At 70.8% G+C, this 22,646-nt stretch carries 18 protein-coding genes; 9 read left to right on the top strand and 9 right to left on the bottom strand.

Going from position 1 to position 22,646, the window contains the following annotated elements:
* Positions 1-77: 77 nt before the first annotated feature.
* From IF04_RS0113670 to IF04_RS0113660, 3 genes are all read left to right on the top strand, one after another.
* Positions 78-1,001, top strand: a complete 924-nt coding sequence (locus IF04_RS0113670; RefSeq protein ID WP_030255599.1) for an AurF N-oxygenase family protein — start codon at positions 78-80, stop codon at positions 999-1,001.
* A 51-nt stretch (positions 1,002-1,052) separates the two neighbouring features.
* A complete protein-coding gene (locus IF04_RS0113665) occupies positions 1,053-2,591 on the top strand; it encodes an FAD-dependent oxidoreductase (RefSeq protein WP_030255597.1) in 1,539 nt (512 codons plus the stop codon).
* Positions 2,592-2,808: 217 nt separating this feature from the next.
* The gene (locus IF04_RS0113660) at positions 2,809-4,419 is read left to right on the top strand and encodes a carboxylesterase/lipase family protein (protein ID WP_051831215.1); all 1,611 of its coding nucleotides are present in this window, start codon (positions 2,809-2,811) and stop codon (positions 4,417-4,419) included.
* A gap of 59 nt (positions 4,420-4,478) precedes the next feature.
* Here IF04_RS0113660 and IF04_RS0113655 read toward each other — a convergent pair whose 3' ends face one another.
* Positions 4,479-5,003 (bottom strand): hypothetical protein, encoded by a 525-nt coding sequence (locus IF04_RS0113655; protein ID WP_030255593.1) that lies wholly within the window; start codon positions 5,001-5,003, stop codon positions 4,479-4,481.
* A 186-nt stretch (positions 5,004-5,189) separates the two neighbouring features.
* Positions 5,190-6,689 carry an MFS transporter gene (locus tag IF04_RS0113650; RefSeq protein ID WP_030255590.1) on the bottom strand — a complete coding sequence of 500 codons (1,500 nt, stop codon included), beginning with the start codon at positions 6,687-6,689 and terminating at the stop codon, positions 5,190-5,192.
* 88 nt (positions 6,690-6,777) lie between these two features.
* Here IF04_RS0113650 and IF04_RS0113645 point away from each other — a divergent pair, with 88 nt between their 5' ends.
* The 3 genes from IF04_RS0113645 to IF04_RS0113635 all read left to right on the top strand — a co-directional run bounded on the left by IF04_RS0113645 (position 6,778) and on the right by IF04_RS0113635 (position 9,744).
* On the top strand, positions 6,778-7,977 hold the full coding sequence (locus IF04_RS0113645; protein WP_051831214.1) for a YncE family protein: 1,200 nt from the start codon (positions 6,778-6,780) through the stop codon (positions 7,975-7,977).
* Between the two features lie 58 nt (positions 7,978-8,035).
* A complete protein-coding gene (locus IF04_RS0113640) occupies positions 8,036-8,464 on the top strand; it encodes an RrF2 family transcriptional regulator (RefSeq protein ID WP_030255583.1) in 429 nt (142 codons plus the stop codon).
* Positions 8,465-8,568: 104 nt separating this feature from the next.
* Positions 8,569-9,744 carry a globin domain-containing protein gene (locus IF04_RS0113635; protein WP_030255579.1) on the top strand — a complete coding sequence of 392 codons (1,176 nt, stop codon included), beginning with the start codon at positions 8,569-8,571 and terminating at the stop codon, positions 9,742-9,744.
* Between the two features lie 16 nt (positions 9,745-9,760).
* Here IF04_RS0113635 and IF04_RS0113630 read toward each other — a convergent pair whose 3' ends face one another.
* The 7 genes from IF04_RS0113630 to IF04_RS0113605 all read right to left on the bottom strand — a co-directional run bounded on the left by IF04_RS0113630 (position 9,761) and on the right by IF04_RS0113605 (position 19,019).
* Positions 9,761-12,079, bottom strand: a complete 2,319-nt coding sequence (locus tag IF04_RS0113630) for an arylsulfatase (protein ID WP_030255574.1) — start codon at positions 12,077-12,079, stop codon at positions 9,761-9,763.
* A gap of 29 nt (positions 12,080-12,108) precedes the next feature.
* On the bottom strand, positions 12,109-14,013 hold the full coding sequence (locus tag IF04_RS0113625; protein WP_030255571.1) for an ABC transporter ATP-binding protein: 1,905 nt from the start codon (positions 14,011-14,013) through the stop codon (positions 12,109-12,111).
* Positions 14,010-14,894, bottom strand: coding sequence for an ABC transporter permease (locus tag IF04_RS0113620; RefSeq protein ID WP_030255568.1), 885 nt, complete (start codon positions 14,892-14,894; stop codon positions 14,010-14,012). Before IF04_RS0113620 ends, IF04_RS0113625 begins: the two co-directional genes overlap by 4 nt.
* A 6-nt stretch (positions 14,895-14,900) precedes the next feature.
* Positions 14,901-15,845, bottom strand: a complete 945-nt coding sequence (locus IF04_RS0113615; protein WP_030255565.1) for an ABC transporter permease — start codon at positions 15,843-15,845, stop codon at positions 14,901-14,903.
* A 2-nt stretch (positions 15,846-15,847) separates the two neighbouring features.
* Positions 15,848-17,437, bottom strand: coding sequence for an ABC transporter substrate-binding protein (locus tag IF04_RS0113610; protein ID WP_030255563.1), 1,590 nt, complete (start codon positions 17,435-17,437; stop codon positions 15,848-15,850).
* 203 nt (positions 17,438-17,640) lie between these two features.
* Positions 17,641-17,712 (bottom strand): putative leader peptide, encoded by a 72-nt coding sequence (locus IF04_RS40240; RefSeq protein ID WP_342668129.1) that lies wholly within the window; start codon positions 17,710-17,712, stop codon positions 17,641-17,643.
* A gap of 44 nt (positions 17,713-17,756) precedes the next feature.
* Positions 17,757-19,019: an ROK family transcriptional regulator gene (locus IF04_RS0113605; protein ID WP_051831213.1), complete on the bottom strand. Its 1,263-nt coding sequence runs from the start codon at positions 19,017-19,019 to the stop codon at positions 17,757-17,759.
* 376 nt (positions 19,020-19,395) lie between these two features.
* On the opposite strand from IF04_RS0113605, the gene IF04_RS0113600 reads away from it, so the two are divergent.
* From IF04_RS0113600 to IF04_RS0113590, 3 genes are all read left to right on the top strand, one after another.
* Positions 19,396-20,382, top strand: a complete 987-nt coding sequence (locus IF04_RS0113600; RefSeq protein ID WP_030255556.1) for a TauD/TfdA dioxygenase family protein — start codon at positions 19,396-19,398, stop codon at positions 20,380-20,382.
* A gap of 47 nt (positions 20,383-20,429) precedes the next feature.
* Complete coding sequence (locus IF04_RS36585) at positions 20,430-21,071, top strand: TetR/AcrR family transcriptional regulator (protein ID WP_157847647.1); 642 nt, start codon at positions 20,430-20,432, stop codon at positions 21,069-21,071.
* Between the two features lie 221 nt (positions 21,072-21,292).
* On the top strand, positions 21,293-22,630 hold the full coding sequence (locus tag IF04_RS0113590) for an MFS transporter (protein ID WP_030255548.1): 1,338 nt from the start codon (positions 21,293-21,295) through the stop codon (positions 22,628-22,630).
* The last annotated feature ends 16 nt before the right edge of the window (positions 22,631-22,646 follow it).

Below are 22,646 nucleotides of genomic sequence, written 5' to 3'. Positions count from 1 at the left end.
AACAAGCTGGCGCCGTTACCGCCGGTAATAGCAGCAATGGATGAGGCACTTCCCGGACTCACTCGAGGAGCCCCCGCATGGCCATCAGCATCCCGCGGCCGGAGACCCAGAACCGCACCCCCGAGACCACCGAGGACGGCATCGCGCGGCGGCTGCTCGATTCGTCCGCGCAGCTCTCGTACGACCCGCTCACCGAGGTCGACTGGGAGACCCCGCTCGACGAGGGTTTCCACGGCGCCAGCCCGGAGTGGAGCACCCTTTACGGGACGGCGTACTGGAACGAGCTGACCGACGCGCAGCGCAAGGCGCTGACGCGGCAGGAGGCCGCGTCGGTGGCCAGTACCGGCATCTGGTTCGAGATGATCCTGCAGCAGATGGTGCTGCGGGACATCTACGCCAAGGACCCCACGGACGACACCTTCCAGTGGGCGCTCACCGAGATCGCCGACGAGTGCCGCCACTCGATCATGTTCGCGCGCGGTGCGAAGAAGCTGCGGGCCCCGGCCTACCGCCCGCACCGGGCCGCGGTCGAACTCGGCCGGGTCTTCAAGACCGTTGCGTTCGGCGAGGCCGCGTACGCGGCGATCCTGGTCGCCGAGGAGGTCCTCGACGTCATGCAGCGCGACTGGATGCGCGACGAGCGCGTCGTGCCGTTCGTCCGCACCATCAACAACATCCATGTCGTCGAGGAATCGCGGCACATGAAGTTCGCCCGCGACGAGACGCGCAAGCGCCTCGCGCGCGCCGGACGCGTGCGCCGCCAGATCCACTCCCTCCTGATAGCCGTGGCGTCCTACGTCATCGTCACCAGCATGGTGAACCGGAAGGTCTACGCGAACGCCGGGCTGGACGAGGAGCGCGCCCTCCGCGAGGCGAAGGCCAACGAGCACCACAAGTCGATGATGCGCTCGAGCTGTTCGGGTCTGATGGAGTTCCTGACCTCGGTGGGGCTGCTCACCAAGCCCGCGCTGTACTTCTACAAGCGCGCCAACCTGATCTGACGACCGAACCCGACGACCGAACCCTGACAGACCTTCAGCCGAGCGGACGACATGGCCTTCGCGATCACCCAGACCTGTTGCACCGACGCCACCTGCGTGGCTGTCTGCCCGGTCAACTGCATTCATCCCACGCCCGACGAGCGGGCCTTCGGCAGTACGGAGATGCTGTACGTCGACCCGAAGGCGTGCATCGACTGCGGCGCCTGCGCCGACGCCTGCCCGGTGGACGCCATCATCCCGGTCGACAGCCTGACCGGCGGACAGCGGGAGTACGCCGACATCAACGCGGCCTACTTCGAGCAGTCGGAGGCGGGGGCTCCGGCGGCGCCGGAGGCAGGCGACCTCGGCCCCAACTTCCACGCTTGGGGCAAGCCCACCTTCGAACGCATCCTGCCCCCGGACTTCCGGCCGCTGCGGGTGGCGATCGTCGGCACGGGGCCGGCCGGCATGTACGCCGCCGAGGACCTGCTGCTGCACACCCGGAGCGAGGTGACGCTCGTCGACCGGCTGCCGGTCGCCGGCGGACTCGTCCGGTACGGAGTGGCGCCGGACCACCCGGCAACCAAGAAGATGGGCGACGCCTTCGCCCGTTTCTACACTCATCCGCGCGTGCGCATGCACCTCGGCCTCGAGGTGGGCGCAAACGTCACGGCCGAGGAACTCGCCGCACACCACGACGCGGTGATCTACGCCGTGGGCGCCGCCACGGACCGGCGGCTCGGCATACCCGGCGAGGACCGGACGGGCAGCATCTCCGCAACGACCTTCGTGGCCTGGTACAACGCGCATCCGGAGGTCGCACCGGACGCCGTCGACCTCTCGGCCGAGCGTGTGGTCGTGGTCGGCAACGGCAATGTCGCCCTCGATGTCGCCCGCATCCTGGTCTCCGACCCGGAGACACTGGCCGACACGGAGATCGCCCGCCACGCGCTGGAGGCGCTGCGCCGCAGCAAGGTGCGCGAGGTGGTCCTGCTGGGACGCCGCGGTCCGGAACACGCGGCGTACACCAGGTCCGAGCTGCTCGCCCTGAAGCACCTCCCCGAGGTGGACCTGCTCGTGGACGACCACGATCCGCGGATCGGCGCGACGATCGACGCCGCCGGGCCGAGCCCGACGGAGAAGGCGGGGATACTGCGGGGCGTGGCGCGCGAGGCCGTCGACTGGTCCGTGCCCCCGGGGGCGGCAGGACAGCGGCGTCGCATTGTGTTCCGTTTCCACTCCGCGCCCGTGGAAGTGTGCGGGGACGAAGACATCCGCTCGGTGCGTGTCACCGGTGGTGCCGGGGAGCTGGAGATCCCGGCCGGCATGGCGCTGCGGGCGATCGGCTACCGCGGAGTGCCCCTGGCGGGGTTGCCGTTCGACGAGGACACCGGGACCGTGCCGCACGAGGGCGGCCGGGTGACCGGCAGGCCCGGGACGTACGTCGTGGGCTGGATCAAACGCGGACCCTCGGGAGGCATCGGCGCGAACCGTACGTGCGCGGCCGAGACGGTCGGCACGCTGCTGGCCGACGCGGTGGCGGACGCACTGCCCGCGCCGACCGGCGGCCCGAAGGCATTCCACCGCCTGGCACGGCGCCGACGCCGCTGATCGTGGCTGATGCCGCCGGGACGCCGAAGCGGCCCGGCGGCGGCCTGCCGGCGCCTCCCGGCAGGCTACCGCGAAGGCCGGACCAGTCATTCGGCCCCAAAGTTTTCGTGTTCAACTTATTGACCGACTTGGGTCACGGCCATAGCTTTCGACGCGTCAATGCGCTTAGTGCGTTCAGTAGTTGTATCCGCGTCGATGCACGCTGAAAGGGCCGCCCATGGTCACCACTCGTTTGCGCCGCGCGTGTACCGCCCTGCTGGCGGGCGCGCTGCTTGCTCTCACCGCGCCGCAGGCAGGCGCCGCCACAACGCCGGCACCGGACACCGATACCACCGTGCGCACCCAGCAAGGCTGGGTGCGCGGTGAAGCCACCGAGGCCGGGCGCCAGTTCCTCGGGATTCCGTATGCCGCGCCGCCCGTCGGTGCGTTGCGCTGGCGGGCCCCGAAGCCCGTGGCTCCCTGGTCCGGAGTACGGGACGCCACCGCCTTCGGCCACCGTTGCGTCCAGGCCGCCGGCTGGGACCCCGGCTATGAAAAGCCGACCCACACCGAGGACTGTCTCAACCTCAACGTGTACTCCCCCGCCGCCGCCCGTTCCGGCCGGAAGCTGCCGGTCATGGTGTGGCTGCACGGCGGTGGACTCACCGGTGGCGCGGGGGCCGACGTCGTCCCCGACTCCTTCGCCGCGAAGGGCTCGATCGTCGCCGTCACCCTCAACTACCGCCTGGGAGCGATGGGTTTCCTCGCCACGCCGGGCCTGGACGAGGAGGCCGGGGACCGCACCTCCGGCAACTTCGGCATGCAGGACCAGCAGGCGGCCCTGCGTTGGGTGCGGGCCAACATCGCGCGGTTCGGCGGCGACCCGGACCAGGTGACCATCGCGGGCGAATCGGCCGGCGGCCGCTCCGTCTGCACCCACCTCGCCTCGCCCCCCGCACGCGGCCTGTTCCACCGCGCGATCATCCAGAGCGGCGCTTACGGCGACTGCGGCGCGCGGACACGCCGTGCCGCCGACGCCGATGGCACGTCCTTCGCCGCTTCCGTCGGCTGCAAGGACCCCGCGACGGCCACGGCCTGCCTGCGCCGCACGCCCGCGAAGGACATTCTCGCCGCTCAGCAGGGACACGACTGGGGGCCGGTGGCAGGCGGTTCCTTCCTGCCGGAACAGCCCGCCACCGCCTTCGCGAGCGGCGACTACGCGAAAGTACCGGTGATCAACGGCGCCAACCGTGACGAAGGCACCCTCTTCGCCTTCGGCAGCTACGACGCCCAGGGCACACCGCTCACCGCCGAGCAGTACCCGGGAGCTCTGCGGACTGCGTACGGCCCTGAAACCGGCGAAAAGGCCCTCGCCCGCTACCCGCTCGCCGACTACCCGACGCCGACGCTCGCCTACGCCGCCACCGTCGGCGACCAGCTAATGGCCTGTCCGGCGCTGCGTCTGAACAGCCGCCTCGGCGCGCGCACCCCGGTGTACGCGTACGAGTTCGCCGACCGGACCTCACCGCCCTTCGAGTCGCTGCGCAACCTCGACACCGACTTCCCCTTCGGCGCGACCCATGTCAACGAAGTGCAGTACCTGTTCCGGCACTTCGGGCACGATGCTCCGCTCAATGCGGAACAGCGGGTACTGGCAGGGCAGATGACCGCCTACTGGACGGCCTTCATCCGTACCGGGAACCCGCATGTCACCGGCCTGCCGGACCTTCCCGACCAACGCACCGAGCCGGGACGCGCCCTCTCCCTGCGCACCGCGTCGGCGGGCGGCAATGCGGTGACCACCACCCTCCACACCGACCATCTGTGCGACCTCTGGGACGCGAGCTGAGGACTCAGGGGCCGCCGGCCGCCGGAGCGGCTGCCGCTCCGGCGGCCGGCGGACGCGGGTCAGCAGCGCTTCGAGCTCGCCGCTTGGACGGAAACGGGGTCCCCGGCCTTGCGCAGCGAGCCGACGGCCGCCGTGCACTCCTTCACGGTGGCGGTGCCGTCCGACCAGAATTCCTGAGCGTTGGTGTTCGTCCAGGCGCGGGTGCCGAGAATCTCGTCCTGTGAGTAGCTGTAGACGGCTGTACTGGCATCGTAGTCACCGGCCGTTTCCCGGAAGGAATCCCAGACCCACAGATAACCGTAGTTCTGCTGGCACTTCGGGGAGTAGAACTGCTTCACCGAGGCGATCTTCACACCTTGCCGGACGAGGTATCCCGTTTCTCCGATCGCATAGGCGTCGGTGCACACACCGGCCGCCCGTGCCCGCGTACTGAGCGGATTTCCGGCGGCCGAGGGGGCGGTGGACTTGGCCACGGCCCGTTCCGACGGGGCGGGCGCCGGGCCGCTCCCCGCCATCGCGGAACCGGCCGGCACGAGCGCGAACACGCAGGTCAGCCCGATGAGGGCACGCTTGGAATTTCTCACGACAGAATGTCTCCTTGGATTCACACATGGGCACAGGAATTTCCGCCGCGGAACAAGATGATCCCATTCGGCGAAATTCTCCGATTACCCAAGGAGACCAGCGATCTCCGGAAAGGGTTGTGCGCCTTCCCGCCAGCGCTCACGAAATGCGCATAAACAGGAGGGCGAATTCCGGAAACGGCCGAATCAATCGCCGCCCTTCCGCTTCGGGGACGGCGCGGACGCGCCGGGGTCCAGCGGCGGGGCGGACACCCCGCAGTGGTAGGCGCACGGGGCGCGCTCCGGGGTGCGGGAGCGCACCGTGAACCAGGCGAGGGCCGCGCCGGCGATCAGCACTGCCGCGCAGAGGAGGAGGGACCGCCGGTAGGCAGCAGTAAACGCGGTGGGCGAGAGGTACGTTTCCGGGCCCATGCCGGCCAGCAGAGGCAGGGCCGCCACGGCGAGCAGACCGGCCGCGCGTGCCGCGGCGTTGTTGACGCCGCTGGCCAGTCCGGCACGGGCGACGTCGACGGAGGCCAGCACGGTGGCGGTGAGCGGCGCGACCAGGAGCGCCATGCCGCAGCCCAGGACCGTCATGGCGGGCAGCACGTCGGCGCGGTACGAGGCATGGGTGCCGGCCCGTGTCATCAGCAGCATCCCCGCGGCGCACAGCAGTGGGCCGACGACCAGCGGGATGCGCGGGCCGATGCGCTGGGCCAGTTCGCCGGAGCGGGCCGAGAGCAGCAGCATCAGCACGGTGGTGGGGAGCAGTGCGGTTCCGGCGGCGAGCGCCGAATAGCCCGCGGCCACCTGGAGGTACAGCACGGTGAGGAAGAAGAAGCCGCCGAAGGCCGCGTAGACGCAGACGGTCACCGCGTTGACCGCGGTGAACTGCCGCAGTGTGAAGAGCCACGGCGGCAGCATGGGATCGGGGTGGTGCCGCTCGACCCGGAGGAAGGCGACCGCGAGCAGTACGCCGGCGGCCGCGGTGAGCAGCACGTCGGGTGCCGCGCCCCGGCCGGGCGCGGCGATCAGGGCGTAGGTCACCGCGCCGAGCGCCAGCGCGCCCAGGGCGGCGCCCAGCACGTCGAAGCGGCCGTGCTTGGCGGGGTCCCGGGTTTCGGGCACGTGGCGCGCTGCGATCGGTACACAAGCCACCGCCAGCGGCACGTTCAGGAAGAACACCCAACGCCAGCCGGGGCCGTCCACCAGCCAGCCGCCGAGGAACGGGCCGGCCGCGGTGGCGACACCGCCCAGCCCGGACCACGCGCCGACCGCCCGGGACCGGTCGTCCGGATGGAAGACGGCCTGGATGAGGGCGAGCGAACCGGGGGTGAGCAGGGCGCCGCCGATGCCCTGGAGGGCCCGGGCGGCGAGGAGTACCGCGGCGTTGGGTGCCAGTGCGCACAGTAGCGAGGCCGCGGCGAACCACACCATGCCGATGAGGAAGATCCTGCGCCGGCCGTAGCGGTCGCCGAGGGCGCCGCCGAGCAGGAGCAGGGCGGCCAGGGTGAGCAGATAGGCGTTGACGGTCCACTGCAGGACGGCCAGCGGAGTGTTCAGATCGGTGCCGATACGGGGGAGGGCGACATTGACGACCGTACTGTCGAGCATCGCCATGCCCGAGCCGAGGACGGCGGTGAACAGGACCCAACGGCCCTGGGCGGTGGACATCCGTACGGTGCCAGGTGCTGCGAGGTTGCTCATACGCCGAGCATGCACCCACTACGGAACAGAACCACCCGAACAGCCGTGAAACGCTGAACACGCAGCACAACCGTGCCTCAATACCCGTATGCCATCGTTCTTCAAGAGGCGGCCGACGGGCCGGCGGTGTCTTGTGGCCGCCGCGGCCCTGGCCGGCGTGCTGCCGGCCGCGGGATGCGGCGGACCGGCCGGGCATGAGGGCCATGACGGTCACGACCGCCACAGCTCCTCTCCCCAGGCACGTACCGCGGCGGACCGCGCGCTCCCCGGGATGCCACCGGTGCTGAACCCCCACGACCTGTACGCAGCGGACCGGCCGAACAAGCTGTCTCCGGTGGTCAGGGACTTCCCGTCGCGGGTGTACGTGCCCAACACCGAGTCGGACACCGTCAGTGTGATCGACCCCAGGACGTACAAGGTGACAAGGACGATCCGCGTGGGGCGGCAGCCGCAGCACGTGGTGCCCTCCTGGGACCTGAAGACTCTGTGGGTCAACAACGACCTCGGCAACACCCTGACCGCCATCGACCCCGCCACCGGGAAGAAGGGCCGCACGGTCGACACGCACGACCCGTACAACCTCTACTTCACGCCGAATGGCAAGTACGCGGTGGTCATGGCCTCCAAGGATCGCCAGCTGGTCTTCCGGGATCCGCGGACGCTGAAGGTCCGCAAGGCCCTCTCCGTCGACTGCGCCGGGGTCAATCACGCGGATTTCTCACCCGACGGCCGGTACTTCATCGTCTCCTGCGAGTTCTCCGGTGAACTCCTCAAGGTCGACACGGCACGGATGGCGGTCATCGCCAAGCAGCGCCTGCCCCGGAAGGGCTCGATGCCGCAGGACGTGAAGATCTCGCCGGACGGCAGGACCTGGTACGTGGCGGACATGATGTCCGACGGCGTGTGGGTGCTCGACGGCGACCGGTTCACCGAGCCCAGGCTGCTGCACACGGGCGAGGGCGCCCATGGCCTCTATGTGAGCCGGGACTCGCGGAAGATGTACATCTCGAACCGTGAAGAGGGCTCGATCTCCCTGCTGGACTTCGACAGCGGCCGGCTCGTCGGCAAGTGGCACCTCCGCGGCGGCGGCAGCCCGGACATGGGCGGGGTGTCGGCCGACGGCAAGGTGCTGTGGCTCTCGGGACGCTACGACGCCGAGGTGTACGCCATCGACACCCGGAACGGGCGCACGCTGGCCAAGATTCCCGTGGGCCGCGGCCCGCACGGCCTCGCCGTCTATCCGCAACCAGGCCGCTACTCCCTCGGACACACCGGCATCTTCCGATGATGGCCGACCACCGCCCCTCAAATTTGCATCCAAAAGTCGCATTTAATAGGCTCCCGGCATGCGGCTGACCAAGTCCACCGACCTCGCGCTGCGGACAGTGATGTTCCTGGCCGTACGCGATGCCGCGTCGACGGCCCGCGATGTCGCGCAGGCGATGCAGGTGCCGCATTCGCATCTGGCCAAGGTCGCCGCGCGAATGCAACACCTCGGGGTCGTCGAAGGCCGCCGGGGACGGGGCGGCGGGCTCGCGCTCACCGCCGCGGGGCGGACGGCGTCGGTCGGATGGCTGGTCCGGGAGCTGGAGGGGGTCGGCGATGTGGTCGACTGCGAAGGCGACCCACCCTGCCCGCTCGCCGGGGCCTGCCGGCTGCGCAAGGCGCTCCGCGAGGCCCAGGAGGCGTTCTACGCCTCGCTGGACCCGCTGACCGTGGACGACCTCACCGCCTCACCGACCGGTCCGGTACTCCTCACACTGTCGAGGCCCTGAGCCGAGGCCCCGAGGCCAGCCCCTGAGCCACAGCGCCACCGCGCCACCAACAGCCCTCTCCCGCTTTTAAATACGCATCTAAGATTCAGATTCGGAGCCCAGTCATGCTCTCCCCCGCTTCGGCCGCCACCATCCGCGCCACCCTGCCCGCCGTCGGCGCGGCCATCGGCGACATCACCGAGCGGTTCTACGACCGGCTCTTCACCGCCCACCCCGAGCTGCTGCGGGACCTGTTCAACCGCGGCAACCAGGCAGCCGGGACCCAGCGGCAGGCCCTCGCGGGCGCCATCGCCGCCTTCGCCACCGCCCTCGTGGACCACCCCGAACAGCGCCCGGACGCCATGCTGGAGCGCATCGCGCACAAGCACGCCTCCCTCGGCGTCACCCCCGGCCAGTACGAGGTCGTGCACACCCACCTCTTCGCCGCCATCGCCGAGGTGCTGGGTGACGCGGTCACCGACGAGGTCGCCGCCGCGTGGGACGAGGTCTACTGGCTCCTGGCGAACGGCCTCATCGCCATCGAGACCCGGCTGTACGCCCAGCACGGCGTGCTGATGGGCGACACCTGGCGGCCGTGGGTGGTCGCGGAGCGCACCCAGGAGACCGCTGACGTCGTCACCTTCCGCCTCCGCCCGGCCGACGGCGGCCCGCTGCCGACCGCACGCGCCGGCCAGTACGTCTCGGTGCGCGTCCCGCTCCAGGACGGCGCCCGCCAGATCCGCCAGTACAGCCTCTCCGGCGCCCCCGGCAAGGAGACCCGCACCATCACCGTCAAGCGCGACGGCGAGGTCTCGGCCCACCTCCACGACCACGTGCGCGAGGGGGACCGGATCGAGGTGTCCGCTCCCTACGGCGATCTCGTACTGCCGGGCACCCGGACGCCGCTGCTCCTCGCGTCCGCCGGGATCGGCGTCACTCCGATGCTGGCCATGCTCGACCACCTCGCGGAGACCGAATACAACGCCCCCGTGACCGTCGTACACGGCGACCGCTCCCCCGCCGACCACGCCCTGCGCATCGAACAGCGCGCACTGGCCGGCAAGCTGCCGGACAGCGCGGTGCACTTCTGGTACGAGAACACCGAGGACGCGGAACAGGGCGACCGCACCGGCCTGGTGGACCTCGGCGACGTGCCCCTGCCGGACGGGGTCCAGGCCTACCTGTGCGGCCCGCTCCCCTTCATGCGGGCCGTCCGCACCCAGCTCCTGGAGCGCGGCATACCGGCCGCGGCGATTCACTACGAGGTCTTCGGCCCGGATCTGTGGCTGGCTACCGCCTGAGCCCGGCCCAGAGTGGTCACTCGAAGGCGGCGGCCGCCTCCCGCAGGGTTTGCGCCACTGTCTCCGGTGCGTCCGGCCCGGGCGCGCCGGGACGGTAGGTCACGGACCGGAGGCGGCCGTTGTAGCGGAAGGAACGGTGGCGTTCGTACAGCGGCCAGGAGACCGGCGATTTACGGTCGATACCGACGCTGATGCCCTGGAAGGGCGCCATGCCGATGAGCTGGTGCACACTGCCCGGCACCGGCCGCTCCGCGCCGTCCACGGTGAGGGTGAAGTGCCATCGCAGGCCCTGCTCCGCGGTGGCGGTGAGCAGGATGTCGCGGGTGCCGGGCGGTAGTGGCCCGGCATCCGTCTCGTGCAGCCGGCCGTACTCGTTGTAGGCGAAGCGCAGCCGGCCGTCCTCGACGTAGAGGCTGTAGCCGCCGCCCTGGTCACCGTGCGAGACGAGAACGCCCTGGTCGCCGTCGGCGTACGACTCCAGGCGGACCGCGATCCCGAAGGAGCGGAAGGCGATCAGCCGGGAGGAGCGGTAGCGCTCCAGCTCGGGGGTGCCGGGCAGCAACCGCAGCTCGCGGGTGTAGCGCTCATCGGCGGGGTGGCGGTGGGCGAGCGCGCCGCTGCCGTCGGGGAGCGGGAAGACGCCGTTGCGCCAGGCGGCCTGCTCCCACGCGGCCGCCAACTCCTTGATCACCTCCGGGCGTTGGTCCGCCAGGTCATGGATCTCGGTGGGATCGGTGCGAAGGTCGTACAGGGCCCACTCGGCGTCGTCATAGGGCGTGCCGGGGCGGTGCAGGGTGACGAGTTTGTGGCCGTCGCGGTAGTAGCTGCGGTTCCCGGTCATCTCGCAGTACTGCTCGGGGTGGGTGGAACCGGCGGCCGGGTCGGCGAGGACCGGGGCGAAGCTCGCTCCGTCCACCTCCTGCAGGGGCGTCCCGCGGCGCTCGTCCGGGCGCGGGGTCCCGGCGAGTTCGAGGAGGGTGGGGGTGATGTCGGTGACGTACTGGTACTGGGTGCGCAGCCCCCGTGCGAGGCGGCCTTCGCGGACGCCGCGCGGCCAGGACAGCACGAACGGTACGCGCACCCCGCCCGCGTAGGTGTGCCCCTTGTACAGGCGGAAGGGTGTGTTGGAGGCCATCCCCCAGCCGCGCGGGTAGTGCACGAGGCTGCGCGGGCCGCCGATGAGGTCCGGGTCGCGGTCGACGTCGGGTTCCCAGTCGCCGGGCAGCCGCGGGTGGTGCACGAAGCGGCTGAAGTAGGAGCGGGTGCCCTCCGCGCCGCCCTCGCCGGTACCGCCGTTGTCGGAGGTGAAGACGATGACGGTGTTGTCGAGTTCGCCGAGGGCTTCGAGGGTGGCGGTGAGGCGGCCGAGGTTCTGGTCGATGTTGTCGACCATCGCCGCGTACACCTCCATGTAACGGGCGTAGCGGCGCTGCTGGTCCGCCGTGAGCGAGTCCCAGGCGGGTACGTCGAGCCCGGCTTCGCTGTTGCGGTCGGGCAGGGCGGTGCCGGGCGGGAAGAGGCCGGCTGCGAGCTGGGCGGCGAAACGCTGGTCGCGCAGTGCGTCCCAGCCCTCGTCGTAGCGGCCGCGGTGGCGGGCGATGTCCTCCTCCTTGGCCTGGAGGGGGCCGTGCACGGCGTTGTGGGCGAGGTAGAGGAAGAAGGGTTTGTCGGGGTCGTGGGCGCGCAGCCCCTTGATCATGGAGAGGGCCTGATCGGTGAGGTCGTCGGTGTAGTAGTAGTCCTCGGGCAGCTCGTCGATGTCGAGTGGACTGTTGTCGCGCACGAGCTGATGCGGATGGAAGAGGCTGGTCAGCCCTTCCAGGACGCCGTAGTAGCGGTCGAATCCCTTCTGCAGCGGCCAGTTGGCGCGGTCGTCGGCGGCGTTGGAGGCCGAGTCGCGTACGAGGTGCCACTTGCCGACGGCGTAGGTGGCGTAGCCCTGGTCGTGCAGGAGTTCCGCGAGGGTGGGGACGTCCTCCGCGATCGTCATGCCGTAGCCGGGGAAGCCGGGGTCGGAGTTGGCGACGTGGGCGTAGCCGACGCGGTGCGGGTTGAGGCCGGTGAGGAGGGCGGCGCGGGCCGGGGAGCACAACGGCATGGTGTGGTAGTTGGAGAGCCGTACGCCCTGGTCGGCGAGGTGATCGAGGGTGGGCGTGGGAATCTCGGAGCCGAAGGGGCCGATGTCGCTGTATCCCATGTCGTCCACGAGCACCACGACGATGTTGGGGGCGCCGGCGGGAGCGGTGCGACGTACGGGCCAGGCGGGCTCGGATGCGGCGAAGGTGCGGGCGATGTGGCCGGGGAAGCCTTCGTAGGGGTCGCGGCGGATGGTCATGGTGTCTCCTGGGGGTGGGCGGTGTGCCGTCATGCGGGCACGGCGCTCGATGCGGGCCGTTCGTGCGGCGCGACGGGCACGGGCTCCGGGGCCGCCGCGAGCAGCGCCCGGGCGTAGGGATCGCGCGGGTTCTCGCAGACCTCGTCGGCGCTGCCGGTCTCCACGATCCGTCCGTTGTGCATCACGGCGATGCGATGGCTGACCTGCCGGACCACCGCGAGGTCGTGGGCGATGAAGACCAGCGCGAGCCCGAGGTCGCGCTGGAGGTCGCCGAGGAGGTTGACGATCCCCGCCTGCAGCGAGACATCCAGTGCGGAGACGGGTTCGTCGCAGATCAGCACGGTGGGTTCGGGTGCCAGGGCGCGGGCGATACCGATGCGCTGCCGCTGGCCGCCGGAGAACGCACGCGGGTGGCGGGCGGCCGCTGACGGGTCGAGTCCGACCTGCCGCAGCAGCTCGGCGACCCGCTGTTCCCGCGCCCTGCGGTCGCCGAGACCGAGGGAGATCAGCGGCTCGGCCACGATCTGCCCCACCGTCATCCGGGGGTTGAGGGACGCGTATGGATCCTGGAACACCATCTGGACGGCACGTCGTACCTCGCGCAGTGCGGCGCGCGAGGGGCGGGTGATGTCCTGGCCGTGCAGCCGCAGCGTGCCGCCGTCCGAGGGGTGCGCGTGGGCGAGGACCCTGGCCAGGGTCGATTTCCCCGAGCCGGACTCGCCGACGATGCCGAGGGTCTCCCCCGCCGCGAGGGTGAGGGACACTCCGTCCAGCGCGGTGAAGCCCTTCGTGCGCCCGGTGAGGCCACGCCCTCGGTACACCTTGCGGATGTTCTCGGCAGCCAGCACAGTACTGCCGGGCGCCGGCCGGTCGATGCGTTCAGGCGCCGCGGGGCCGGACAGTGGTTCCGTACGCGCGGCAGCCGGCGGGCAGGCGGCGCGCACGCCGTCGTCAAGGGTGACGAGCCGGGGCCGGGCGGCGCGGCAGCCGTCCTCGGCGAAGGCGCACCGCTCCGCGAAGGCGCAGCCCTCCGTCGGCCGCGCGGGATCGGGCGGACTGCCGGGAATGCCGGTCAGCCGGGTGCCCGAGGGCGCGGAGAGCCGCGGTACGGCGGCGAGCAGCCCCGCGGTGTAGGGGTGACGCGGCCGGGTGAGCACCCGGTCGGTGGGGCCGTCCTCGACAACGGAGCCGCCGTACATCACCAGGACGCGGGCGCAGGTGCGGGCCACCACGCCCATGTTGTGGGAGATGAGGACGAGTGCGGTGCCGGTGCGCCGGTTGAGGTCGGTGAGCAGGTTCAGGATCTGGTCCTGGACGGTGGCGTCGAGGGCCGTGGTGGGTTCGTCGGCGATCAGGACGTCCGGCTCGCCGGCGAGGGCCATGGCGATGAGGATGCGCTGCCGCTGGCCGCCGGAGAACCGGTGCGGGTGGTCGTCGAGGCGGCGCTCGGGGTCGGGGATGCCGACGAGGCCGAGGAGCTCGGCGGCGCGGGCCCGGCGCGCGGCCCGGTCGCCGTATCCATGGGCGCGTAGCACCTCGTCCAGGTGTCTGCCCGCGGTGAGCACCGGGTTCAGGGAGGTCATCGGGTCCTGGAAGATCATGCCGATGCGGGCACCGCGCACGGTACGCAGTCGGCGTTCATCGGCCGTCACCAGGTCCTCGCCGTCGAGGAGGACGGAGCCGCCGGTGACACGTCCGCTGCCGGGCAGCATCCGGGCCACCGCGAACGCGGTCGTCGACTTGCCGGAGCCGGATTCCCCGACGATGGCCAGGGTCTCACCGCGCCGCAGTGTGAACGACACGTCGCGCACGGCCTGTACCGGTCTGCCGTCGGACCCGGTGAACTCGACGGAGAGGTCGCGTACTTCGAGCAGTTCGGCATCGGTTCTCGCGGCCCGCTCACTGGCCAGGGTGCTGGACGGAGTGGTGGTCATCGGCGTATCTCCCGGTTCAGGGCATCGGCCACCAGCGAGAGGCCGAGGACGAGCGCGGTCACCGCGAGCAGCGGCCCCGCGGCGAACTGCGGAGCGTCGGCGAGGTAGGGCATGGACTGGTTCAGCACGCTACCGAGGGTGGGTTCCGGGGGTCGGACGCCGACGCCGAGGAAGCTCATCGCCCCCTCCAGGAAAACGGCGACGGTGAGCGAGAGGGCGAGCTGCACGACGAGCGGGTCGGCGGCGTTGGGCAGGATGTGGCGGACCAGCGCCCGGGACCTTGAGGTGCCGCCGACACGTGCTGCGACGACGTACTCGCGTTCCCGCTGGACGAGGATGCCACCGCGCAACTGCCGCCCGAAGACGGGGATTTCGGCGAGGGCGATCACCAGGATCACGGGCAGCCGCCCCGGACCGAGCACGGCGGTGACGGCGAGCGCGAGGATGAGGCCGGGGAAGGCGAGGATCAGGTCGAAGACGCGTTGCACCGCTGTGTCGGCGACCGGGTGGGCGGCCGCGAGCAGCGCGAAGAGGCAGCCGAGCAGGGCGCCGAGCGGTACGGCCAGGGCGATGACGCCCAGGTCGGTGCGGATGCCGTACAGCACCCGGCTCAGCAGGTCGCGGCCGAGGTCGTCGGTGCCGAGCGGATGGCCGTTGGTACCGGGCGCGGCGAGGCCCAGGCCGCTCTGCGCGGTGGGGTCGTGGCCGCTCAGCAGGGGTGCGAGGAGGCCGCCGAGGACGATCAGCGCGACGAGGGCGAGGCCGGTGAGGCCGCGCGGGGTGCGCAGCGCCGCCAGGTACGGGTGGCGGCGGGCCGGCGCCTTGCGGGCGGTGGGCGCGGCGCCCGGCGCGGCACCGGTGGTCGGTGTGAGGGCGGTCATGGCAGGTCACTCCCACCTGATCCGGGGATCGAGCCAGGCGTAGACGAGGTCGGTGAGCAGTTGGACGAGGACGAAGACGGTGACCAGGAGGAGAAGCAGGTCCTGGACGACCGGATAGTCGCGACGGACGAGGCCCTGTTCGGCGAGCTGGCCGAGTCCCGGCCAGGCGAAGATGGCTTCCACTAGGACGGCGCCGCCCAGGAGTTGGCCGATCTGCATGCCGAGGACGGTGACGACCGGCGGCAGTGCGTTGGGCAGTGCGTGCCGCCACAGCAGCCTGCGCGGCGGGACGCCGGCCGCGGTGGCGGTGCGGACGTACTCCTCGCCGAGGGTCCGCTCGATGCCGTCCTTGAGGTAGCGGCCGAGGACGGCGGCGCTGGGCAGGGCGAGGCACAGCGAGGGCAGCAGCAGGTACTGCACGGAGAGGTCGGGCGCTTCGAGCAGTGGCACCCGCCCGCCGGAGGGCAGGACGCGGACGGCCACCGAGAAGACGAGGACCAGCAGGACGCCGGTGACGAAGGGCGGCACGGACAGCGCACCGGTGGTGGCGACGCGGACGACGGTACGGACCCAACGACTGCGCGACGTCGCGCCGAGTACACCGAAGGCGGTACCGAGGAGGACGGTGAACAGCAGGGCGCCCAGGGTCAGTTCGACGGTGGCTCCCAGTCCGCCGGTGATGAGGTCGGCGGTGTCGCCGCCGATCACGTACGAGGGGCCGAGGTCGCCACTGACCAGTCCGCCGATCCAGGAGCCGTACTGGGCGACCAGGGGCTCGTTCAGCCCCAGCCGCTCGCGGATGGCCGCCACGGTCGCGGCGTCGGCGTCCGGCCCGGCGAGTGCGCTCGCGGGGTCGCCGGGTACCAGCCTCAGAATGCCGAAGATCAGGAAGGAGGCGAGAAGGAGGACGAGGAGAGCGGACGGCAGCCGCTTGAGGAGGTAGCTGCGCATGATCACACCAGGTAGGCGTCGTCGAGGTTCAGGTACAGGAATTTGTTGAGCGTGGCGCCGCGCAGCTTGCTGCTGGCGACCTGCACACTGCCCTGGACGACGAGGTCGATGATGAACGCCTCGTCGAGCAGGACGTCGGAGACGCGTTGTTCCAGGGCGTGCTGCCGTGCGGTGCCGGCTCCGGCGGCCGTCCACGCCTCCCGTACCACCTTCGTGTAGTGCTCCGAGCGGTACTTCGAGGTGTTCTTGGCCTCGTTGAAGGGGTACGCGCTGACGGCGAGGGTGGCGGGCTGCACCTGCGCGAAGCCGTGGTCCATGGTCCACAGGGCCGGCATGTCCTGGGAGATGAGCTTCTTCTGCGCGGTGGCCGGGTCGGTGGGCTGCAGTGTGACGCGGACGCCGGCCTGCTGGAGGTCGTACTGGACGGCCTCGGCGATGGCCGTGGACTCGGGCGAGTTGAGGTGGAGCAGAGGTGCCGTGAGCCGGCTGTGGCCCGCGGATTTCAGCAGTCGGCGTGCCTTGGCGGGGTCGTAGGTGTAGTGGGTGCGGTTGGCCTCGGTGTAGGCCGGGGACGACTTGGGCCAGGGTGCGGCGGAGGCCAGGCCGTAGCCGCCGAGGGACTGTTTCAGGATCCGCTCGCGGTCCACCGACCAGGCCAGCGCCTGCCGGACGGTCTTGTCGTCGAACGGCGCGATGGTGGTGTTGACACCGAGATAGCTGGCACCGGCGCCCGTGTCGTACGTGGTGACCACAAGGTCGGGGTTGTCTCTCACCGTGCGGATGCTCTTCCCGGGCACCTGGAAGGACAGCTGGGACTGGCCGGAGCGGAGGGACGAGATCAGGGCCTCGGCCTGCGGTATGACGCGCAGTTCCACCGCGTCGAGGTAGGGACGTCCGGGCCTGAAATACCTGTCGTTTCGGGTCAGACTCAGGCTGGAGCCGGGGCTCCACTTCTTCAGCCGGAAGGGCCCGGTGCCGTTGAGCGTCTTGCCGGTGACGGCCTGCGCGACGGTGTGCCGATCCGGGATGATCATGAACTCGAAGAGGTCGAAGAGGTTGGTCACCGGATGGGCCAGCTTCAGCACCAGCTCGTGGTCACCGCGCTTCTCGAAGCCGGTGATGGCGGCAGCCGTCGCCCTCAACTGGGCGGCGTGCTGCGGGTCCTGCAGATTCCGCACCGCGAAGATGACGTCGTCGGCGGTGAACCGGCGGCCGTCGTGGTACGTCACATCGTTCCTGAGCCGCAGGGTGATGCTGCGGCCGTCCTTCGCGTACGTCCACGAGGTGGCGAGTTCGGGGTGCGGCTTCAGTGCGTCGTCGAACCGGGTGAGGGTGTTGAACAGCAGCCGGTTCTGGAGGGGTTGGGAACTCTGGGAGAACAGCAGGCTCGGGGTGAAGTCGCTGTTGATGGCCACGCTGACGGTGCCGCCCCGGCGGGGACCGCTGTCGTCTTCGGCCCGGTAGCTCGACGCGGACACCGCCGAACGGCAGCCGGTCAGGACCGATCCGAGCAGCAGAGCGCCGACTCCGGTGGCACGCAGGGTGCTGCGCCGGGACGGATGGGGAGACGGGGAGAGGTATGGCTCGGTCATGGGGTCGGTCATGGGGCCTGCCTGACGACGGGATGGTGGTGTGGACGGCCGGTGCCCGGGAGAGTTCGGGAGAGTTCTTTTCGCTGCGGCAGCAATTAATGGCTGCGGGACTCACACCTGGCGGCTGAGGAACACGCAACGGCCTGACGCCCGCGTGCAAGCAGGCGGGACGGCCTCAAGGCATGGTGAAAGAGAAGGGTGAATCAGCTACGGACAGCACAGACCGCGCTGGCCTGTCGACAGAGGTCGACGTGCCTGCGGGCGATGAGGCGCATGTCCGGATTCACGCGAGCAATATGACAGCGAGTCCCACGACCGGTCAACCGACGTCCATTGCCGATGCACCGTCAGTTGTTGCGCCCGTATGTACCTCGTATGTCGACCGCGCCCCGATAGCCCGCAGCGGCCGCCTGAACAGGGGATTCAGCACGACGGTGCCGGCCGCGACCGGCAGTACCTCGCGTCCGGCATGTGGACTCACGATGCGTTCCGGGTCGTCGCACACATGCGACAGATCGACCGCCGCGCCCCGGATCTCTGCCAAGTACCCCGGATCCCGGCCACTGGAGATTTCGGTGATCACTACGAGGTCGGGGTTGAGCACATCGAGCAGGAGCGCGGCGGCCCGCCCCACGGCTCTGGCCCGCTCGCGCAGCAGCCGGTCGGCCCGCACGTCCCCGGCCGCCGCGGCCTCCACCAGCAGCGCGGCATCCGGCTCCGGAATGATGCCGCGGCGCACCGCCGTACGCGCGGTCGCGGTGTCGGAAGCCGTCGCCCCGAGGCACCCGACGCGCCCGCAGTCGCAGGCCACCGTCGAGTCGGGCACCGGCAGATGGGCCACGTCACCGGCGCCCGCACGCGGCCCGCGGTGCACCACACCCGCGATCCCGACCGCGGCGTCGACGACGTTGCCGATGAAGAGATGCACCAGACTGCGGCGGGCCGCCGGCCTGCCGAACAGGATCTCCGACTGGGCGATGGCGCGAGCGTGATTGTCGACCGCGACCGGCAGGCCCAGCCGTGCGGCGAGGGCGCTGCCGAGCGGGCGGCTCCGCCAGCCCAGCAGATCGTGCCGGACCACGGTGCCCTCGCGCGGCTCGATCCAACCGCCCATCGCCGCACCCACCCCGAGCAGCGGCCGCCCAGGCGCGGCCGTCGCGACGAACTCCCGTAGTCCGCCCAGTACATGCTCTTGCAGATGCTCGGCGGCGATGCCCTCGTGGGGGAACACCTCCTTGGCCAGCACCGTGCCCCGCAGGTCCACGATGCCGAACGTCGAGGCGGGCACGCCGATGTGGACCCCCGCCGCGACCGGTCCGCCGTCGGCGGTGTGCAGATCGACGGGGACCTGGGGGCGGCCCACACCGCCGCCTTCGGCGCGGCCCGGCACCTCGCGCACCAGGCCGAGCCGGGCAAGGTCGGTGCACTGCCGGGAGACGGCCGCGGGACTCAGCCCGGACAGTCGGGCAATGCCGCTGCGCGCCACGGGGCCGTGATCGAGCACCGTCCTCAGCACGGCGGCGGTGTTGGCCTCGCGGCGTCCATCGCCCGCCATGCGCGGACCGGGGTGGGAGAGTGCCATCGGTCGGCCTTCCTGGTTCTCGTATGTGGTTCTCACATTGCCGTGGTGTGAAATCACTCCGCCGGGGCGACGGCGGTGCCCGAGCGGCTCCTCGCTCCCCGCGCCGCCTCGACACTGCGGCCGTCATCGCAGGTCAGAGCCGGTTTCACTGTCGTGCGCGTACCGCGCAACGGCCCTGGCGCAGAGGCCGATTGAACCATCCACGAGTGTCGTACGGGGAGCCCGCGACCGCTTGACGCCTCTCAACCGACGCTGCAACGCTCCCGTTCACTCCTTCCGGCCGCAACCGCCGCGTCCACTACGCGGCATCTCCGCGCCGCAATTACTTCCGCTCCGAGTCGAACCTCCACGTCCACCTCCCGAAGGGACACCCGTCATGACCTCCACCACGACAGCGCCCGCACAGCTCACCGTCGAGAAGGTCGGCGGCCGTCTCGGCGCCGTCCTCTCCGGAGTACGCCTCGGCGGCGACCTCGCGCCCGAGACGGTTGCCGCCATCCGCGCCGCCCTGCTGGAACACAAGGTCGTCTTCTTCCGCGACCAGCACCACCTGGACGAGGAGAGCCACGAACAGTTCGCCACGCTCCTCGGCACCCCGGTGGCACATCCAACCGTCCCCTCCGCCGACGGCCGCTACGCCCTGCCGATCGACTCCGACTACGGCGGCCGGGCCAATCAGTGGCACACCGACGTCACCTTCGTCCCCGCCTACCCGGCCTTCTCCATCCTCCGTGCCGTCGTCATCCCGCCCTACGGCGGCAACACCCTGTGGGCCAACACCGCCACTGCGTACAGCAACCTCCCCGCACCGCTGCGCACCCTCGCCGACAGCCTCCGTGCCGAGCACACCAACGACTACGACTACGCGGCGCTGCGCCCCAACGCCGCGCCCGAGCAGCTGGTCCACTACCGGGAGGTCTTCACCGCCACGAAGTTCCGCACCGAGCACCCGGTGGTCCGAGTGCACCCGGAGACCGGTGAACGCGTCCTGCTGCTCGGTAACTTCGCCCAGCGCATCACCGGCCTCACCGGAGCGGACTCCCGCGCCCTGGTGAACCTCTTCCAGTCCCACATCGAGCGGCCGGAGAACACCGTGCGCTGGCAGTGGCAGGTCGGCGACGTGGCGATCTGGGACAACCGCGCCACCCAGCACTACGGCGTGGACGACTCCGACGACCATGTGCGCAAGCTGCGCCGGGTGACGATCGACGGCGACGTCCCGGTGGGCGTGGACGGCCGGCCCTCCGTGCTGCTGTCCCCGGAATCCGTACCGGCGCCCGCCTTCGGCCCGGCCTCCGGCGCCTCGGCCACCGCCTCCGCCTCCGCCTCCGCCTCCGCCTCCGCCTCCGCAGTGGAGTCGTAACCCTAGGATGGGGCGGTAGCAAGGTTGCCGAGTCGTGGGGTGGAGCTGTGGGCAAGAAGGGGGCGTCTTCCGGCCCGTCGATGGACAGCGAGCTCACCGCGAAGACACTCGAGCGTGCCGCTCTCGACCTGCTCGAACGCGATGGTGTGCTCGGCGGGTTGAATCTGCGCGAGGTGGCCGACCGGGCCGGGGTCAACCGCGGGCTGGTGTACCACTACTTCGGCTCCCGCCGGGACCTGCTGCGCTCGGCGCTGCGCCGGAACGTCCGGGAACGCATCGCCGCCATCCGGCTCCAGGACCGCCCGGAACGTTTCGGTTCCCGCGTCCGGCACGCGTTGAAGGGCAGCGTCCGGTACGCGTCGGCCTTCCGGCTGGCGGTCCTCCTGCTCCTCGACGGCGACAGCCAGCTCCGGCTGATGCCCGACCTGCCGCGTACGCAAGAACTCCTGCGGCAGGATCAGGAAGCAGGGCTGATCGACCGCGATGTCGATCTGGTCGCGCTGCACACCGCCCTGACCTCCCTCTCGACGGGCTATGTCCTGGCACGCTCGCGCCTGGCGAAGGAGTTCGGGGTGGGCGTCCGCGAGCTCGATGAGCGGTTCATCGGGCTCGCGGAGCGGCTCTGCAGCGCGGTGGACGGTCCGTCGAAGGACACCGACGAGCCGGCCGAGGACAGCGGAAAGGGCTGACAGGGCTGACAGGGTCGGCTCCGAGCCTGCCTCGGCGGACGCGCGTATTCGCAGGTCATCGCACCAATTGACGCGTACTGCGCGCCTGTTGGCGCTTAGCGTTTCGCTAAAAAGCCGGCGCCCACCCCGTTGACGGAACGCTAAAGGGCGGGTTTCATCGGTGACGCCCGGGCATACCACGCGGTATGCCCGGCTCCCTTCAGCGTCCAGGAGGCCAGACGATGACGGCTCCGCAGGTTGTCGGACGATCCGGTGCGAGCGATACGGGCGAGACCACGCGGCGCACCATGCGCGGCTGGGCGGTCACCGCGATGGTGGTCGCGCTGATGGTGATCAACTTTGCGGACAAGGCGGTACTGGGGCTCGCCGCCGCCCCGATCATGAAGGAGTTCGGCCTCACCGCCGGCGAGTACGGCGCCATTGCCAGCAGCTTCTACCTGCTGTTCAGTCTCTCGGCGGTGATCGTCGGGTTCGTTTCCAACCGGGTGCGGACGACGTGGATCCTCGCGGCGCTCGCCGTGTTGTGGTCGCTGACCGCACTGCCCGTACTGCTGGCCGCCAGCGTCCCCGCGCTGTACTTCAGCCGCATCGCACTGGGGGCGGCGGAGGGGCCGACCGCGCCGATGGCCGTGCACGCGGTACAGAAGTGGTTCCCCGAGCGCTCCCGGTCGGTGCCGACGGCGCTGACCAACATGGGCGGCGCGCTCGGCCTGGCGATCGCCGCTCCGACGCTGGTGTACTTCATCACGCACCACGGCTGGCGGTCGGCGTTCGCCGCCCTCGCGGTCGCCGGGCTCGCGTGGGTCGTGTTGTGGGCGTTCATCGGCCGCGAGGGCCCGTTGGACACTTACGACGCGGGGCTGCACGGCGCGGAGAGAGCGGGCGTTGAGAACACGGGCGCACGCGTCGAGCCGCACGTCTCGTACCGCCGGCTGTTCTTCAACGGCACCTGGCTCGGCACGCTCGCCGCGGGGATCGGCGCCTACTGGGCACTGGCGCTCAACGTGGCATGGCTTCCGGCGTACCTGGAGACCTCGCTCGGATACACCGCGGCCGGTGCCGGCCGGCTCGTGGTCATTCCGCACGTCGTCAGCGCGGCAGTGCTGCTGATCATCCCCTGGCTCTCGGGCCGCTGGATGCGCGGCGGAGCGACCGGCCGCGTCGCCCGGGGTGTCACCGGCGGCCTGGTGGTGATCGTCGCCGGGGTGTGTCTGTTCGCGCTGCCCTATGCGGGCGGCGGCCTGGCCGTGCTCCTGATGACGCTCGCGTTCGGGCTGCCCAGTGCGGTGTTCCCGTTGAACTTCCTCATCGGGGCGCAGGTCGTACCCGTCCGGCGGCGGGGTGCGGTGCTGGCCACCGGTACCGCACTGGTGACCCTGGCGGGCGTTGTCGCCCCTGCCGTCACCGGCTGGATCATCGACGCGGCGCCGTCGCCGGGCTCGGGTTTCCAGGGGGCCTTCGCCGTGTGCGCCGGGCTGATGATCGTCGGCGGACTCATCGGCGTGCTGACCGTCAACCCTGAGCGCGAAGCGCGCCGCTTCCGGCTGACGTCGGGCTGACGCCGAGCCGACCGGC

The organism is Streptomyces violens, assembly GCF_000717745.1.
GTDB classification, from domain to species: domain Bacteria; phylum Actinomycetota; class Actinomycetes; order Streptomycetales; family Streptomycetaceae; genus Streptomyces; species Streptomyces violens.
This window is presented reverse-complemented; position numbering and strand designations above follow the sequence as displayed.